The following is a 17101-nucleotide window of genomic DNA, read 5'->3' as shown; positions in this document are numbered from 1 at the left end:
GATCGGGATCCGCGCCTGATGTATTTGTGCGAGTGCCTGCGCGGCGAACAACGAGGACCCCAGCGTCCGGTCCGGCGGGTGGCACCGGATCCCGTTGGCCGAGCTCCGGTGCCGGGGTCAGGCGGTGAGTGGCGCCGTCGAGCGGCGGACGACGAGTTCCGGCGGCAGGCGCACCGTCGAGGTGTCGACCGGCTCCTCGGACAGTTGCTCCAGCGCGAGGCGCGCCACGCGCCTGCCCAGCTCCGCCGCCGGGAGCCTGATGGTCGTCAGCGGGGGATCGATGTGGTCCGCGAGCGGCGCGTCGTTGTACCCCACGATGGAAATGTCCCGCGGACAGCTCAGGCCGGCCTCGCGCAGGGCGTCCATCGCGCCCACGGCCATCTGGTCGTTGTGGGCGAAGATCGCGGTCGGCCGGTCGCCCGGGGCTGCCAGCAACTCCGCGGTCAGCCGGCGTCCCTCCTCGACGGTCGGGCTGGCGGCCACCAGGCCGGAACCGACCTCGCGGGCGGTCGTCTCGGCGAGCACCGAGTAGAAGCCCGCCGACCGGCCGCTGAACGACGACACGTCCTCCGGTCCGCGGAGCTGGGCCACGTCCTGGTGGCCCAGTTCGACGAGGTGCTGGGTCGCGAGCCTCCCGCCGAGCCGGTCGTCGTGCGTCACCGTCGGGAACTTGCCGCCGTCCACACTGCGCACGGCGAGGACGACCGGGGTGCTCGCGGCGGCCGCGCGGACGACTTCGAGATCCCCCTGGTGAGCGGCGCTGAGGATGATCGCGTCGACGCGCCGGCGCGCGAAGTGCCCCAGGATCTCCTGCATCGTGCGCGAGTCGTCGTGGGTTTCGGCGATGAGGAGCATCAAGCCTTCGTGGCGGATCACGTGCTCGATGGCGCGCAGGATCGGCGGCAGGAACGGGTTGGACACGTCCGCCACCACCATGCCGATCAGGCCGCTGGAACCGGTGCGCAGACTGCGCGCCATCGCGTTCACCTGATAGCCGAGCTCGGCGGAGATCTGCAGGATCCGCTGCCGCGTTTCCTCGCTGACCAGATGGCTCTTCGCCGGGTCGAGGGCGCGTGAGGCGGTCGTCGGATGGACACCGGCCAGTGCGGCCACGTCCTTCAGCGTCGGACCCGCGTCCCGCGATTTCATCGCCGCCCCCGCCTGTCGTGCGTCGCGCCGCCGGCCGGCGGCGTCAACCATTCGGTCCACCCATGTTCGCAAACGATAGCAGCGAGCCATCGGTTGCGGTACACGTCGGCGGGGCGCCGGGCGAAGGCCGCGCTGGAGCCGCATTGCGCGGGTATCCGCATGCCGTCGGCCCGGCGCGGTACTCGTCGTCGAGCGGCAATCGTTAGCAACGCATGGTCAGGGCTCTGCTGGTCCCGTGGTGCCCCCGCCGGTATCGCGGAAACGCGCGTAGTGCAGCCAGTTCCGGAGCTGTCCACCTGTGACCCTTGACACCGGCGCCCGGTTCGACCTACCGTCCCTGCTATCGATTGCAGCGAGCGAACGAGAGGTTGGCAGCCACCAGCGCCCGCACCTGGTTCCCTCGGTTTCCGAGACACAACTCCACACCAGGCGCCGATCGAGTACCGCATGTCGAGCTGGCCGCCACGGCTCTTTTCTGATTGAAGTTGCAAACGATTGCAAGGGCGCAGTCGCAAGGCACGGGAGAAGCAAGTGATCAAGAACAGCCGCACCCTCGGGTTGACCCTCGCACTGGCAGTGGCCGGTGCGACGCTCGCCGCCTGTGGCGACGCGGGCACCGCCAGCAGTGGCGACCACACGCGCAGCGTCGTCGTCTTCATGCCCCCGGGCTCGGACAACTACCTCGCCGAGTGGCAGCGAGGAGCCCGGGCCGAGGCGCAGAAGCTCGGCATCGACATCAAGATCCTGGAAAACCAGTTCAGCCAGCCCGAGCAGGACACCCAGGTGCAGCAGCAACTGGGCAGCGGGTCCAAGCCCGACGCCTACATCTGGTGGCCGGTCGACAACGCCGCAGGGCTCGCGTCGCTGAAGAAGCTGCACGACAGCAAGGTCCCGACCTTCCAGACCAACCAGAACCCGGACAGCCGCGGACTCGAATACATCGTGGCTTACGCCGGTGTGGACGACACCCAGAACGGCGACGTGTCGGGCCAGCTGGCCGTGCAGGCCCGCGACAAGCTCAAGGAAAGCGGCGCCCCGCTGCACTCCGCCGGTGGCAACGCCATCGCGATCACGTTCCCCGCGGGCTACGGCGCAACCCAGGACCGCATGACGGGCTTCAAGAAGCGCATCGACGGAACCGGCATCCAGGTCATCGCCGAGGCTCCGGCCGGCTTCGACCAGACGACGGGCTACAAGATCGGCGCCCAGCTGATCGCGGCGAACAAGGCGAAGGGCATCGACATCGTCTACGCCGAGAACGACGCCCTCGCCGACGGCGCCATCCAGGCGCTGGAGGAGGCCGGTTACCAGCCCGGCAAGAACGTCGCGGTGGTCGGCGGCAACTGCCACGGTGACTTCAGCAACCTGCAGGCCGGCAAGCAGTTCGGCACCGGTCTCCAGGCCGCGAGCCTGGAGGGGCAGTACACGGTCGACGTGGTGAACACCTACCTGAAGACCAAGCAGGTCAAGGACGGCGAGGCTCGTCCGGAAGCTTCCCCGGACAAGGCTCCGACGGTCGACTCCGTCTCGCGGTACAACTTCATCCCGAACCCGATGGTCCACTCCAACGAAGTGCAGTCCACCAGTCTGTGGGGTCACAAGATGACCGACCTCTGCACGTACTGAGGCCGAACCGGATCGATGCCGTGGCGGTGGCCCCGTCCCGCCGACGGGCCACCGCCTCCCGGCGCCACCCCAACGTTCCACACGAGATGCGAGGAATCCGGTGTCTACAGAGCCCTATCTGCGGATGACAGACATCACCAAGAGTTTCGGCGCGGTACACGCGCTGAAGGGCGTGCACTTCGAGCTCCGCGCCGGCGAGGTCATGGCTCTGGCCGGCGAGAACGGCGCCGGCAAGAGCACCCTGGTGAAGATGCTGTCCGGCATCCACCGCCCGGACAGCGGCGAGATCCGCATCAACGGCGAGCAGGTCGACATCCACTCGTCCCGCCGCTCCGCCGAGGTCGGCGTCGCGGTCGTCCAGCAGGAACTCAGCGTCGTCCCCACGATGACCGTCGCCGAGAACGTGTTCCTCGGCAACGCGAGCAGCGGGCAAAACTGGAGCGGGCGACGGCTCGCCGCCCGTGCCAGGGAGCACCTGAAGACGGTCGGCCTGGACTACGTCGACCCGCAGACCCCGGCCGGCACGCTCTCCGTCGCCGAGCAGCAGCTGGTCGAGGTGGCCCGCATGATCGCTCGTGACGCCCGCATCCTGATCCTCGACGAGCCCACGGCAGCGTTGTCCGACACCGAAATCGAGCGGGTCAAGGCGGTGGTGAAGGGCGTGGCCGCCGAAGGCCGCTCGGTCATCTACGTGACCCACCGGCTCGGCGAGATCTTCGAGCTGGCGAACCGGGTCACCGTGTTCCGCAACGGTGAGAGCAGTGAACCGCTCGAGACGGCCGAGCTCAACGTCGAGGGCCTGATCACGAAAATGCTGGGGCGTCGCCTGGAGAACATGTTCCCGGAGCGAGTTCCAGGGCGCACGTTCGGCGAGACCGTCCTCTCCGTGTCGCGGATCGCCGCGGCAGGGCTGGCCGAGCCGATCAGCCTCGAGGTTCGTGCGGGGGAGATCGTCGGTCTCGCCGGTCAGGTGGGCAGCGGCGCCACTCCGCTCCTCGAGGCGATCGCGGGCGCGCGGCACAGCGACAGCGGGAGCGTGACGCTGGTCGGCAAGCGCGTGAAGACCGGCAACCAGCACACCGCCATCCGCGAGGGCATCGCCTACTGCTCCGGTGACCGCAAGCGCGACGGCATGTTCGGCATTCGTCCCGTCTCGGAGAACCTCACCTCGGCCTCGCTCGCCAGGGTCACGCCTGGTGGATGGCTCAACCGGGCTCGGGAGCGCCGGATGGGCACCGAGATCGCCCAGGCGTTCAGCTTCGACACCAAGCGGCTCAAGGCACTCGCCTCGACGCTCAGCGGTGGCAACCAGCAGAAGATCGTCCTGGGCAAGTGGCTCGGTATCGAGCCGCGGGTGCTGCTCATCGACGAGCCGACCCGGGGAGTGGACGTCGGCGCCCGTGCCGAGATCTACCGGCACCTGCGCAAGCTGGCCGACGAGGGCCTGGCCATCCTCTTCGCCTCCTCCGACGCGCAGGAGGTGCTCGGCCTCGCCGACCGGATCGGCTCGCTGTACCGCGGGCGCCTGGTCGCCTTCCGCGATGCCGAGGACGTCGACTACGCCCAGCTCACTGCAGACATCACGCACCCCGCGGGTGCGCGCGAGGAGGTCGCGTCATGACCGTTCCACACGGCAATCTGGCCGAGCCGGACACCGAGCCGGCGCCGGCGACTCCGGGCCCGGCAGGGGTGCGGTCCGCCCGCGCCGCCGGAACCGGTGGCACCAAGGCGCCGCGCTGGGTGCCGAACAAGCGCAACCTGCCGGTCGTGGTCATCGTCGTCATCGCGGTCGCCGTCCTCGTGGCCGGTGCTCTGGCGACTCCCGCCTTCCTCACCACCGAGAACATCCTGAACATCGTGCGGGCGGCATCGGTCGTCGGCATCGCCGCCCTCGGCATGACCTTCATCACGATGTCCGGTAACTACTTCTCGATGTCGGTCGAGCAGACCGCCGCGTTCACCGCGGTCAGCTTCGCGATGCTGATGAACACGGGCATGGGCTGGCTCCTCAGCGTGGTGTGCGCCCTGCTCCTGGCTGCCGTCGTCGGCATCGCACAGGGACTGGTGGTGGCCGCGGGAGCCAACCCGATCATCACCACCCTCGGCGCCGGCGCCGCGCTGTTCGGTCTGGCGTCGGTGATGACCGACCAGAAGCAGGTCAACATCCAGGACAACACGGCCCTGTTCATCGGTACCGGACGGCCGCTCGGCGTCCCCGTCCAGACCTGGGCGTTGGTCCTCCTCACCGTCGTGTTCTCGGTCGTGCTGATCCGGACCCGTACCGGCCGTCAAATGACCCTCGTCGGCGCGAACCGGCACGCCGCGAAGGCCAGCGGCCTCAACGTCAAGCTCGCGTCACTGACCGCGTTCACGATCTCCGGCGTCGCCGCCGGGCTCGCGGGCGTGTTCGCGGCCGCGCAGACCAGCCGCGGGATCGTCAACCAGTTCCCCGACTTCAACACCGAGGTGATCGCGGCGGTGCTGGTGGGCGGGACGCTGGTGCAAGGCGGTCGCGGTTCGATGTGGCAGACCTGCCTGGGCGCGATCTTCATCGCCATGGTGTCCAACCTGCTCGCGCTGCGCGGTTACAGCTTCGGCGTGCGCATCACCGTCGAAGGCGTCGCCGTCGCCATCGCCGTCAGCACCTACGCACTCGCACGGAGGCGATCGGCATGAACTTCCTCCCCAAGAAGATCGACAGCGACCTCGTCGTCCGTCTCGGCATCGCAGTCGTCCTGTTCGCCTACTTCGCGATCACGCTCCCGGTGTTCACCTCGACCGGCAACATGTACACCGTCATGGAGGGTTTCGCCTTCCTCGGTCTCATCGCGCTCGGCGTCGGCCTGACGATCATGGCGGGCGAGCTGGACCTGTCGATCGCGTCGGTCGCCGCACTCGGCGGCGTCATCGCCGTCAAGCAGGCCGAGCACGGCATCGTCATCGCCGTCCTGTCCGCCCTGGCCGTGGGCCTCGTCCTCGGCGTGGCGCAAGGCATCGCCATCTTCTGGCTGAAGATCAACTCGTTGGTCTTCACCATCGGCACCCTCGTCGCGTTCCGCGGCGTGGCCTACCTGCTGTCCGACTCGAAGACGATCATCGTGCCCGACCTGGACATCGCCGACCTGGTGTCGAAGCAGCTGTACATCTTCTCCCCGTTCAGCATCCTCACGATCGTCGTGCTGGTCTTGACCGGCCTCTTCCTCTCCTACACGAGGTGGGGCAAGGAGATCGGTGCCGTCGGTGGCGGGCGGGTCGAGGCGCTCGCGGCCGGAATCCCGTTGTGGCGCCCCCTCGTGATCGCGTTCGGCATGTCCGGGGCGATGGGCGCGCTCGTCGGCGCCATGCTCAGCCTCAAGTCCGGCTCGGCCTCACCGACCGAGTTCGCCGATCTGCTGCTCCCCGGGGTGACCGCCGCGCTCATCGGCGGCGTCAGCCTCCGCGGTGGCCGCGGCACCGTCGTCGGCATCGCGGCCGGCACGCTCACCCTGCGCTTCATCGTCAGCGGGCTGAGCATCGAAGGCAGCGCCGTGTACGTCGCGAACTTCGCGATCGGCGTGCTCGTCCTGGTCGTCCTCGCGGTGGAGCTGATCAAGGACTCCGACGCCACCAAGCGCTGGTTCGCGCGAACGTTCAGGCGCACCGGCGCTTCCCCGCTGACCCGAGCCAGTTGATCCGTCCGCTCAACCCATGACAACGAAAGTGCGAGGACAACGACAGTGAGCGATTTCCGAAGCGTCGCAGGCAAGAACGCGATCGTCACCGGGTCATCGCGGGGGATCGGAGAGGGTATCGCCGAGACCCTCGCGGCGGAGGGGGTGAACGTCCTCCTCGCCGACGTGCGGGAGGAGGTGCACGCCACCGCCGAGCGCATCGCCGAGGAACACCCGGACGTCAAGGTCGCGTCCCGTGTCGTCGACGTCTCGGTCGAGGAACAGGTCGAGGCCGTCGTCGCCGCCGCCGTCGCCGAGTTCGGCCGGCTCGACATCATGGCCAACAACGCCGGCATCCACGTCACCCCGGCCGACGTCGTGGACACCGCGATGAGTGACGTCGACAAGCTGCTCGCCGTCAACTACAAGGGCATCTTCCACGGCTGCAAGCACGCCGGACGGCAGATGATCGCGCAGGGGCAGGGCGGCAGCATCGTCAACACCGGGTCCTTCTTCGGCAAGGTCGGCCACCCGGGCTCCGCCGCGTACGGCGCCAGCAAGAACGCGGTGCACACCCTCACCATGTCGCTCTCCCTCGAACTGGCCAAGCACGGCATCAACGTGAACGCGCTGTGCCCCGGCCTCGCGGCCACGGAGATGCACTGGGCGTTCGTCGAGTCCGACGCGAAGGAACGCGGCATCACCTTCGACGAGATGAAGCAGATCGAGCTCGACACGATCCCGCTCGGCCGCTACGGCTACGGCTCCGACATGGCCGGCGCCATCATGTGGCTGGCCTCGAAGTCCGGTTCCTACGTCACCGGCCAGTGCATCAACGTCAACGGTGGCCTCGACTTCACGTGACCGCCCTGGCCAGTCCCCGCCTCACCCCGAGCACCCCGCCAGCCCCGCTCTGACCCCGAACCGGAGGAATCGATGTCCCGCCTCACCCGAAAGCACGCACTGGTCACCGGCGGCGCACGCGGCATCGGCCGGGCCATCGCCGAACGGTTCATCGCCGAAGGCGCGATCGTCACCATCGCCGACATCCGTGAACCCGAGGGCCGGAGCGCCGCGGAAGCCCTCGGGACCGGCGTGCACTTCACCCGGATGGACGTCACCGACGCCGACGCCTGGGAGGGCGCCGTCGCGCAGGCGTGGGAGCGTCAGCCGATCGACGTCCTCGTGAACAACGCCGGCGCGGTGATCAGCTTCGATCCCCTGGAGAAGACCTCGGTGGACCTGTTCCGCCGCGTCGTCGACCTCAACCTCACCAGCTGCTTCCTGGGCATGCGCACCGTCATCCCCCGGATGCTCGAGGCGGGGACCGGTTCGGTCATCAACATCTCGTCCATCTCCGGCGTGGTCGGCCACGACGTCGCGCCGGCCTACCAGGCGGCCAAGGGCGGCGTCCGCACCCTGACGAAGAACGCCGCCGTCACCTTCGCCACGCGCGGTGTCCGGGTCAACTCCATCCACCCCGGCATCATCGCCACGCCGATGGTGGCCGAGCAGCCCGCCTGGGCGACCGAGGCGTTCGTCGCCGCCACTCCGATGGGTGCTCCCGGCGAGCCCGACGACATCGCCCACGCCGCGGTCTACCTCGCCAGCGAGGAGTCCCGGTTCGTCACCGGCGCCGAGATGTACGTCGATGGAGGTTTCGTCGCCCAGTGACCACCGTTCGCCGCTGACCGCGGCACCCGCCACCCACCGCAGCCACCACCGCCCGGCCGCCTTGACCCGGCCCGTGCGTGCAAACGATTGCAGGAGTACATCGACATGAGAGCCGCCGTCTTCCACGACCGGGACGACATCCGCATCGAGGACGTCCCCGAACCGACCTGCGGACCGCACGACCTGGTGCTGGAGGTGCGGGCGGTCGGCATCTGCGGAACCGACGCGCACGAATACCACAGCGGGCCGCACATGTTCCCCGTCCACGACCAGCACCCGGTCTCCGGCCACGTCGGCCCGATGATCCCCGGCCACGAGTTCTCCGGCGTGGTCCGCGAGGTGGGCCCGGACGTCACCGGCTTCGCGGTCGGTGACCTCGTCGTCTCCGGCGCCGGCATCGCCTGTGGCGAGTGCGTCCAATGCCGCCGCGTACGCACCAACCTCTGCGAGCGGTACACGACCGTCGGCCTGCAGCGCCACGGCGCACTGGCCGAATACGTGGCCACCCCGGCGGCGAACTGCCTGCAGGTCGCTCCCTACGGCCTCACCCCGGACGCCGCCGCACTGGCCCAGCCCATGTCGATCGCCGTGCACGCGATGCGCCGGGGTCGGCTCACCGCCGCGGACCACGCCGTGATCGTCGGCGCCGGCGGCATCGGCGCTTTCCTGACCTTCGCGGCGAAGTCGGTCACCGACCACCTCCTGGTGATCGACATCGACGAGCAGCGGCTCAAGATCGCCGACGCGCTCGGCGCCCCGCACGTCCTGCGCACCGGGGATCCGGACGAGGCGCGTGCCGCCGTCGGTGACCTCGGCCTCGACCCGACGGTGGTCTACGAGGTGTCCGGGACCCCGGCCGGGCTGCGGACCGCGCTGTCGATCCTGCCCCGCGGCGGCCGTCTCGTCCTGGTGGGCCTGCAGGGCCGGCCGGTCGAGTGGGACGTCCGGACGCTGAGCCTGATCGAGCACGAGCTCATCGGCACCAACGCGCACGTCTTCGCCACCGACATGCCCACCGCGCTGGAGCTGCTGGCGTCCCGGCCCGACCCGTGGACCGACCTCGCCCCGATCGCCCTCTCGCTCGACCAGCTCGTCACGGAAGGCCTGCAACCGCTGGTGGAGCGCCGCAGCACCCGCATCAAGACCCTCATCGACCCGCAGGCCACGATGACCCGCGAGACCCGGATGGTGGCCGGAGCATGAGCACCGTCGCGTTCCTCGGCCTCGGCCGGATGGGGCTGCCGATGGCAGCGAACCTGGCGAAGGCCGGTCACCAGTTGCGCGTGTGGAACCGGACCGCGGCCAAGGCCGCCGACTTCGCCCGCGAGAACAACGCGACCGCCGCGGACACGCCCCGCGCCGCGGCCGCCGGCGCCGACTTCGTGATCACCATGCTCGCCGACGACGCCGCCCTTCTCGACGCGCACCGCGGCCCGGACGGCATCCTCGCGGGCATCCGGCCCGGCGCCGTCGCGATCGACATGAGCACCGTCTCGCCCCGCACGGTGCTCGCGCTGCGCGACGAGGTGGCCGGAGCCGGCGCCCACTTCGTGGATGCTCCCGTCTCCGGCAGCACCGCCGCGGCGACCGCGGCCTCGCTCACGATCATGGCCGCAGGCGACGAGAACGTCGTCGACCGGGCGCGCCCGATCCTGACCGGCATGGGCCGGCTGGTCGTCTACCTGGGGGAGAGCAGCCGGGGCGCCGTCATGAAGCTCGCGGTCAACTCCATCGTGCACAGCCTCAACGGTGCGGTCTCGGAGGCGCTCGTCCTCGCCGAGAAGTCCGGCATCCCGCGAACCCAGGCGTACCAGGTCTTCCTCAACAGCGCCATCGCGGCCCCGTTCGTGCAGTACCGGCAAGCCGCCTACGAACGCCCGGACGAGACACCGGTCGCGTTCCGGCTGGCCCTGGCCGAGAAGGACCTCCGGCTGGCGCTCGAGGTCGCGGATCACGCCGGTGCGCCGATGCCGCAGGCCGAGACCAACCGGCGGCTGCTGCAGGAGGCCGTGGACGCCGGCTACGCCGACCTGGACGAGTCCGGCCTGGCGGAGTACTTCCGCGGCACACCCCCGCACACCGCCTGATGCAGGGAAAGGGAAACCGATGAAGTCGCTCGTCTACACCGCCCCCGGCGTCGCCGAGGTCCTCGACCGCGACCGACCGGCACCGGGCCCGTCGGAGGTGCTGGTGCAGATGGTCACCGTCGGCATCTGCCACTCCGACTTCGACCTGCTCGCGGGCAACTACGTGCTGCCGCTGGAGTTCCCGCTCGTCCCTGGCCACGAATGGCACGGGCGCGTGGCCGAGATCGGCTCGGCCGTGACCACCTTCGCGGTCGGTGACCGGGTCGTCGGCGAGTGCTCGGTGGCGGCCGACGAGCACTTCGGGTTCACGCACGACGGCGCGCTCGCGGAGTACTTCACCGTGCCGGCCGCCTGGCTGCACCGCATCCCGGACACGATCGACGACACGGTCGCCGCGCTGATCGAGCCGTTCATCGTCGCCTACGGCGCCACCCGGGAGTTCGACGGCGGCGACGTCGTGGCGATCCTGGGTGCCGGCCCGATCGGCCTGCTGGCCACGGCGTCGGCGTCCGCGAAGGGCGCCCGGACCATCGTCGTCGAACCCGACGCCGGGCGGCGCGAGCTGGCCGGGAAGCTGGGTGCCGAGGACGTCGTCGACCCGCTGGCCGGCGACGCCACCGAGCAGGTGCTCGAGCTGACCGGCGGCCGGGGCGCCACCGGTGTCGTGGAGTGTTCCGGCAACACGGCGGCGCAGGCGAGCGCGCTGACCATGGCCGCCTACCACGCGCAGCTCAACTACGTCGGCATCAACGTGGGCGGGATCGCGCAGGCCGAGCTCGGGCTGATCATGGGAAAGGAACTGCGCATCCGCGGCTGCATGGGTTCCTTCGGCACCTCCTGGGACGCCACCATCCGCTTCGTCGAGCGCCTTCCCGTGGACCTCTCCGCGCTGGTGTCGAAGCGGTTCGCGCTCACCGACTCGCTGGCCGCGCTCGAGGCCGCCAAGGACCGCAACAACATCAAGGTCCACATCCACAACCCCGCCCTCTGAAGGATCTCCAGTGACCACGCAAGCACCCCAGCCCCTGCCGGCGCCCGGGCACATGGGCGTCGACTACGAGGAGCGCGTCGACTTCGACCGGCTCCGCCGCTACCGCCTGGACCGCGCGAAAGCCGCGCTGGAGAGCAGCGAATGCGGTGCGTTCCTGCTCTTCGACTTCTACAACATCCGGTACACCACCCAGACCTGGATCGGTGGCGCCCTGGGCGACAAGATGATCCGGTACGCGTTGCTGGCCCGCGACAAGGACCCGGTCCTGTGGGATTTCGGGTCGGCGGTCAAGCACCACAAGAAGTACTCCCGGTGGGTTCCCGAGGAGAACTACCGCGCCGGGTTCCTCGGCTTCCGGGGCGCCGTCGCACCCTCGGTCGGCCTGATGGCCGAGGCGGTCGCCGAGATCAAGTCCATGCTGGTCGAGGCCGGGGTCGCGGACATGCCGGTGGGTGTGGACATCGTCGAGCCGCCGTTCCTGTTCGAGATGGAGCGGCAGGGCCTGCGCGTGGTCGACGCCCAGCAGCTGATGCTGGACGCCCGGTGCATCAAGTCGGCCGACGAGATCATGCTCCTCAACCAGGCCGCCGCGATGGTCGACGGTGTCTACCAGGACATCGTCGAGATGCTCAAGCCCGGCGTGCGGGAGAACCAGATCGTCGCCCACGCGAACAAGCGGCTCTACGAGATGGGATCCGATCAGGTCGAGGCCGTCAACGCGATCTCCGGTGAGCGGTGCAACCCGCACCCGCACAACTTCACCGACCGGCTCATCCGGCCCGGCGACCAGGCGTTCTTCGACATCATCCACTCCTACAACGGCTACCGGACCTGCTACTACCGCACCTTCGCGGTCGGCAGCTCGACCCCCGCGCAGCGCGACGCGTACAAGAAGGCCCGGGAGTGGATGGACCGGGGCATCGCGGGCATCCGGGCCGGTGTGGGTACCGACGAGGTCGCGGCCCTGCTGCCCGCCGCCGAGGAGTTCGGTTTCGGCAGCGAAATGGAGGCGTTCGGCCTGCAGTTCGCCCACGGCCTCGGCCTCGGCCTGCACGAGCGGCCCATCATCTCCCGCCTCAACTCGATGAAGGAGCCGGTGGAGCTCCAGGTCGGCATGGTCTTCGCGCTCGAGACCTACTGCCCGGCCGCCGACGGCTTCTCCGCCGCCCGGATCGAGGAGGAGATCGTCATCACCGAGGACGGCCCGCAGGTCCTGACCCTGTTCCCCGCCCAGGACCTCGTCGTCACCAACCCGTACTAGGAAGCCCCCGGCCGCCTGATCACTCCCGCGCAACACCACAGAAGAGGACAGCTGTGAACGATCTCGACGACATCATCAAGGTGCTCGGACCCATCCCACTGGGGCCCGTCATCGGTGGCAAGCCGGCCGATGGCGACGGCGTCATCGAAGTCACCAACCCCGCCACCGAAGACGTGATCGCCGAGGTGGTGAACGGTACGGTCGCCGACGCCGTTGCGGCCGTGGACGTCGCGCAGGAGGCGATGGGCCGCTGGACGGCCACCAGCCCGCGGTTCCGCAGCGACGTGCTCCGGCGTGCCTTCGACCTGATGACCGAGCGCGCCGAGGCGCTGGCCCGCCTGATCGTGCTGGAGAACGGCAAGTCCCTCCCGGACGCCCGGGCCGAGGTCGCCTACGCCGCCGAGTTCTTCCGCTGGTACTCCGAGGAGGCGGTCCGCCTCTCCGGCGTGGTCGAGCACGCTCCGGCCGGCACCAACAAGATCGTCGTGCTGCGCCAGCCGATCGGGGTGTCGCTGCTGATCACGCCGTGGAACTTCCCCGCTGCCATGGCGACCCGCAAGATCGGCCCGGCCCTCGCCGCCGGCTGCTCGGTCATCCTCAAGCCGGCGTCCGAGACGCCGCTGACCGCGCTCGCGATCGTCGCCATCCTCGCCGAGGCCGGCGTCCCCGACGGCGTCGTCAACATCGTGCCGTCGACGCGGTCCAACGACGTGAGCTCGACGCTGCTGGATCACGACCTGGTCCGCAAGGTCTCCTTCACCGGCTCCACCGAGGTGGGCCGCGTCCTGCTCGGCCACGCGTCGCGGACGGTCGTTTCCGCGTCCATGGAGCTCGGCGGCAACGCACCGTTCCTGGTGCTGCCCGACGCCGACCTCGACGAAGCCGTCGCCGGTGCGCTGGTCGCCAAGCTGCGCAACGGGGGCTCGGCCTGTACCGCCGCGAACCGGTTCATCGTCCACTCCGCCGTCGCCGAGGAGTTCACCCAGCGGTTCGCGGCCGCGGTCGAGCCGCTCGAGGTCGGTCCCGGGCTGGTCGAGAGCACCAAGGTCGGCCCGCTGGTCAACGCGAAGACCCGGGACAAGGTCGCCGAGCTCGTCCAGTCCGCGCTCGACGCCGGGGCGGTACCCGTCGCGGGCGGGTCCGCGCCGGACCGGGTCGGCTACTACTACACGCCGACCGTTCTCGGCGGGGTGCCGCAGGACGCCCACATCCTGTCCCAGGAGATCTTCGGCCCGGTCGCACCCGTGGTCGCCTACGACGACCTCGACGAGGCCGTGGCACTGGCCAACCGCACGGAGTTCGGTCTCGTGTCCTACGTCTACACCCGCGACCTGCGCACCGGGATGCAGGTCGCCGAGCGCCTCGACTCCGGCATGGTCGGGCTGAACCGTCCGGTGGTCTCCGACCCCGCCGCACCGTTCGGTGGTACGAAGCAGTCGGGTCTCGGTCGCGAGGGCGGCCACGAGGGCATGCTCGAGTTCACCGAGAGCAAGTACGTGGCGGTGGACTGGTGACCACGACCGCGCACACATCGGGTCCGCAGCCGGCGATGATCGCGACCTGCTGGACGAGCGCCGGGAACGTCGCGCCCATGGACGCCGACGAGCGCAGCCCGCTGGCGATCGAAGAGCGCGTCCGGGCGGTCGCCGCGGCCGGCTGGGACGGCATCGGCATCGCCCAGGACGATCTGCGCGCAGTGCGGGACACCATCGGGTTCCCCTCGCTGCGTGAGTTGATCGCCGAGGCGGGCATCGCCCAGACCGAGGTCGAGCTCCTGACCGACTGGTGGACCACGGACACCCGCCGGGCCCGCTCCGACGAGACCCGGCAGCTGCTCCTCGACGCCGCCGAAGAGCTCGGTGCCAACCACATCAAGGTCGCGACCACCTACGGTGATCCGGCCGAGGACCTGACGCCGTTCGTGCAGCCGTTGCGCGAGCTGTCCGCGCAGGCGGTCGACCGCGGCACCCGCATCGCCATCGAAGGCATGCCGTTCTCGCTGATCGGCAGCGTCCCGGCCGCGGCCGAGCTGGCCCGCGCGGTCGGGCATCCCGGTTGTGGCGTGATCGTGGACAGCTGGCACGTGTTCCGGGCGGGCACCACCCTGGAAGAGCTCGAAGCCGCACTGACCCCCGACATCCTCTTCGGTGCCGAACTGGACGACGCGGACGCCACGGTGCGGGGCACGCTGTTCGAGGACACCATCCACCACCGCCGGCTGTGCGGCGAAGGGGTCTTCGACCTCGTCGGGCTGGTCGAGACGCTCACCCGTGCCGGCTGGACCGGCGGGTGGGGCGTGGAGATCATCTCGCGCGAGCACCGCGCCCTCCCGATCGACGAAGCCCTTACCCGTGCCATCAGCACGGCCCGCCCGATCGTGCAGGCCGGGATCGCCGCCGCACGAGCAGACACCGAGGAGAACCGATGACGTACAACCTCGACGGCAAGGTCGCGTTCGTCACCGGCGGCGGCCGGGGACAGGGCCGGTCGCACGCGCTCGCCTTCGCCCGCGCCGGGGCGAAGGTCGCCTTCTGCGACTTCACCGGATCCTTCGACCACACCGCCTACGCGATCAACCGCCCCGGCGACATCGCCGAGACCGAGAAGCTCGTCAAGGCCGCGGGCGGCGAGTGCCTCGCGATCGAGGCCGACGTCCGGTCGCTGCCGGAGATGGAGCGGGCCGTCGGCGAGATCGTCGAGCGGTGGGGTCGTCTCGACATCGCCGTCGCCAACGCCGGTATCGACTCCTACACACCCGTGCAGGCCATGACGGCGCAGCAGTGGCAGGACACCATCGACGTCAACCTCACCGGCGTCTTCAACACCATCCGGGCGGTGTCCCCGCGGATGGTGGAGCAGCGCAGCGGGTCCATCGTCGGGATCTCCTCCAGCGTCGGCAAGGTGGGCACCGCCAACAACCCGGCCTACATCGCGTCGAAGTGGGGTGTCATCGGGCTCGTCAAGGCGGCCGCGGTCGACCTCGGCCCGCACTTCGTGCGGGTGAACGCCGTCTGCCCCGGCTACATCAGCACCGAGATGATCAACAACGGCACCCTGCCGCCGATGTTCTTCCCGGACAACCCGGACGCGACCGAGGACGACGTCACGTCGTACGTGAACTGGGCCGTGCACACCATCCCGGCCGGACGGCTCGACAGCGAAGAGGTGTCCAACGCCGTCCTCTTCCTGTCCTCGGACCAGTCGCGTTACATCAGCGGCTCGACGATCGACGTCAACGCCGGGTGGAGCGCCCGCTTCACCGCCTGACCGGCCCAACGACGGCATCCCGCGGAGTTCGCGCCGAACGTGGGTGCGGTTGCGGTGACCCGCTCCCGCAACCGCACCCAGACCAGCAGCCGTTCACCCGGTCCCGGGCCTCAGGACTGCGCCGGGCCGGTCCCGTGCCCGATCGACGCCAGGAACTCGGGGTTGCGTGCCAGCTCCACCCGGGTGCGCTGGATGTGCAGCGCGAGCACGTTCGAGGCGCTGGCGGTGTCGCCGCTCGCGATCGCCTCGATCAGCAGCCGGTGCTCGGTGTTGACCGCCCAGGTGCCGCGATCGCCCATCTGGCGGGCGAACTCGCGCCGGTAGTGCTGGGTGGTGTCCCACAGCCGCTCGACCATGGTCGCCAGGTAGGGAGTCCGGTTGCCGGCGTAGGTCGCCCAGTGCAGTTCGCGGTCGAGCGCCATGAACCGTTCGAGGTCGTCGTTCGCCTCGATCTCCGCCTGGATTTCGCGCATCCGCGCGACCACGGCCGGATCCAGCCGCGGCACGCTGTCCATCAGTAGCAGCGGCTCGATCCGTTCCCGGATCTGGTAGGTGATGGTCAGGTTGTGCAGGTCCATCTGCGTGACCCACGCGCCGGAGTTGGCGCGAACCTCGACCAGGCCGCGCGACTCGAGGATGCGCAGCGCCTCGCGGACCGGGATCCGGCTGGCGGAGAGCTCCTCGGCCAGCTCGTCCTGTTTGATCCGGGTCCCGGGCGGGAGCTGCCCGGCGAGGATGCGCTCGCGCAGGACCTCGGCGATGCGCTGGCTCGCGACCCGTGCGGCCCCTGTCGCTGTCACGAACACTCCTTCCGGTCAGTCGAAGGCGGAAGGGTTGCGGTCGAAGGCCTTGCCGCCGGGGTAGGAGACCAGCTCGAACTGCATCCCCCACGGGCTGAGAAAGTACACCCAGCGCTGTCCTTCGCTCGCGTTCTTGCTCGCGGTGGGCTCGCCCATGACCGTCAGCCCGTTCGCGTGCAGGGCCGCCACGGCGGCGTCGAGGTCCTCGACGTAGATCGCGACGTGGTGGCCGCCGATGTCGCTGTTGCGGGGCGGTTCGGTCCGCTGATCGGGTGCCTCGTACTGGAACACCTCGAAGATCGCCTGCCCGCCGAGCCGGTAGAAGTGCAGCCGTCGCATCACCGCCTTGTCGTCCACGCCCAGGTGCACGCTCATCCAGTCGTCGTCGTGCTGGTACGGCCCGAGCCGGTACAGGTACTCGCAGCCCAGGACCTCGGTGAAGAAGGTGTGCGCCTGGTCGAGGTCGGGGACGGTGACGCCGAAGTGGTCGACGCCCCGGACGCCGGGGATCCGCGTGGTGGTCATCGCAGCCCTTCCTTGCAATGGATACATTCCACCGCTTAGGGTAGGGATATTCCGCGGTAGAAGCCAGCGTC

16 protein-coding genes are annotated in these 17101 nt (G+C 69.7%); 13 read left to right on the top strand and 3 right to left on the bottom strand.

Annotated features, from left to right (window positions below; translation table 11 throughout):
* Positions 1–117: 117 nt before the first annotated feature.
* Complete coding sequence (locus FHX46_RS23945) at positions 118–1200, bottom strand: LacI family DNA-binding transcriptional regulator (RefSeq protein ID WP_167119236.1); 1083 nt, start codon at positions 1198–1200, stop codon at positions 118–120.
* Between the two features lie 480 nt (positions 1201–1680).
* Here FHX46_RS23945 and FHX46_RS23940 point away from each other — a divergent pair, with 480 nt between their 5' ends.
* The 13 genes from FHX46_RS23940 (at position 1681) to FHX46_RS23880 (ending at position 15705) form a co-directional block, all read left to right on the top strand.
* Positions 1681–2775, top strand: a complete 1095-nt coding sequence (locus FHX46_RS23940; RefSeq protein WP_167119233.1) for a sugar ABC transporter substrate-binding protein — start codon at positions 1681–1683, stop codon at positions 2773–2775.
* 124 nt (positions 2776–2899) lie between these two features.
* Positions 2900–4396, top strand: coding sequence for a sugar ABC transporter ATP-binding protein (locus FHX46_RS23935; protein WP_167119230.1), 1497 nt, complete (start codon positions 2900–2902; stop codon positions 4394–4396).
* The gene (locus FHX46_RS23930; RefSeq protein ID WP_167119227.1) at positions 4393–5451 is read left to right on the top strand and encodes an ABC transporter permease; all 1059 of its coding nucleotides are present in this window, start codon (positions 4393–4395) and stop codon (positions 5449–5451) included. The genes FHX46_RS23935 and FHX46_RS23930 overlap by 4 nt, the downstream gene beginning before the upstream one ends.
* Positions 5448–6446: an ABC transporter permease gene (locus tag FHX46_RS23925; RefSeq protein WP_167119224.1), complete on the top strand. Its 999-nt coding sequence runs from the start codon at positions 5448–5450 to the stop codon at positions 6444–6446. The genes FHX46_RS23930 and FHX46_RS23925 overlap by 4 nt, the downstream gene beginning before the upstream one ends.
* Before the next feature lie 45 nt (positions 6447–6491).
* The gene (locus FHX46_RS23920; protein WP_167119221.1) at positions 6492–7289 is read left to right on the top strand and encodes an SDR family NAD(P)-dependent oxidoreductase; all 798 of its coding nucleotides are present in this window, start codon (positions 6492–6494) and stop codon (positions 7287–7289) included.
* Positions 7290–7361: 72 nt separating this feature from the next.
* Entirely contained in the window at positions 7362–8099 is a 738-nt protein-coding gene (locus FHX46_RS23915; protein ID WP_167119218.1) for an SDR family NAD(P)-dependent oxidoreductase, read from the top strand.
* Positions 8100–8204: 105 nt separating this feature from the next.
* Positions 8205–9302 (top strand): zinc-dependent alcohol dehydrogenase, encoded by a 1098-nt coding sequence (locus tag FHX46_RS23910; protein WP_167119215.1) that lies wholly within the window; start codon positions 8205–8207, stop codon positions 9300–9302.
* Entirely contained in the window at positions 9299–10186 is an 888-nt protein-coding gene (locus FHX46_RS23905; RefSeq protein ID WP_167119213.1) for an NAD(P)-dependent oxidoreductase, read from the top strand. The genes FHX46_RS23910 and FHX46_RS23905 overlap by 4 nt, the downstream gene beginning before the upstream one ends.
* Before the next feature lie 19 nt (positions 10187–10205).
* A complete protein-coding gene (locus FHX46_RS23900) occupies positions 10206–11177 on the top strand; it encodes a zinc-dependent alcohol dehydrogenase (protein WP_167119210.1) in 972 nt (323 codons plus the stop codon).
* 10 nt (positions 11178–11187) lie between these two features.
* Positions 11188–12438, top strand: a complete 1251-nt coding sequence (locus FHX46_RS29080; protein ID WP_208400262.1) for a M24 family metallopeptidase — start codon at positions 11188–11190, stop codon at positions 12436–12438.
* A gap of 53 nt (positions 12439–12491) precedes the next feature.
* Positions 12492–13952, top strand: coding sequence for an NAD-dependent succinate-semialdehyde dehydrogenase (locus FHX46_RS23890; RefSeq protein ID WP_313886232.1), 1461 nt, complete (start codon positions 12492–12494; stop codon positions 13950–13952).
* The gene (locus FHX46_RS23885) at positions 13949–14866 is read left to right on the top strand and encodes a sugar phosphate isomerase/epimerase family protein (protein ID WP_208400261.1); all 918 of its coding nucleotides are present in this window, start codon (positions 13949–13951) and stop codon (positions 14864–14866) included. Before FHX46_RS23890 ends, FHX46_RS23885 begins: the two co-directional genes overlap by 4 nt.
* Positions 14863–15705, top strand: coding sequence for a mycofactocin-coupled SDR family oxidoreductase (locus FHX46_RS23880; protein ID WP_167119208.1), 843 nt, complete (start codon positions 14863–14865; stop codon positions 15703–15705). The genes FHX46_RS23885 and FHX46_RS23880 overlap by 4 nt, the downstream gene beginning before the upstream one ends.
* A gap of 110 nt (positions 15706–15815) precedes the next feature.
* On the opposite strand, the gene FHX46_RS23875 is transcribed toward FHX46_RS23880, so the two are convergent.
* Entirely contained in the window at positions 15816–16505 is a 690-nt protein-coding gene (locus tag FHX46_RS23875; RefSeq protein ID WP_167119205.1) for a GntR family transcriptional regulator, read from the bottom strand.
* Positions 16506–16520: 15 nt separating this feature from the next.
* Positions 16521–17030 (bottom strand): VOC family protein, encoded by a 510-nt coding sequence (locus FHX46_RS23870; RefSeq protein ID WP_167119202.1) that lies wholly within the window; start codon positions 17028–17030, stop codon positions 16521–16523.
* Between the last annotated feature and the right edge of the window lie 71 nt (positions 17031–17101).

The sequence above is a fragment of the Amycolatopsis viridis genome, assembly GCF_011758765.1.
Classification (GTDB): domain Bacteria; phylum Actinomycetota; class Actinomycetes; order Mycobacteriales; family Pseudonocardiaceae; genus Amycolatopsis_E; species Amycolatopsis_E viridis.
The sequence above is the reverse complement of the archived record's forward strand: the minus strand, read 5'-3'. Positions and strand labels throughout refer to the sequence as shown.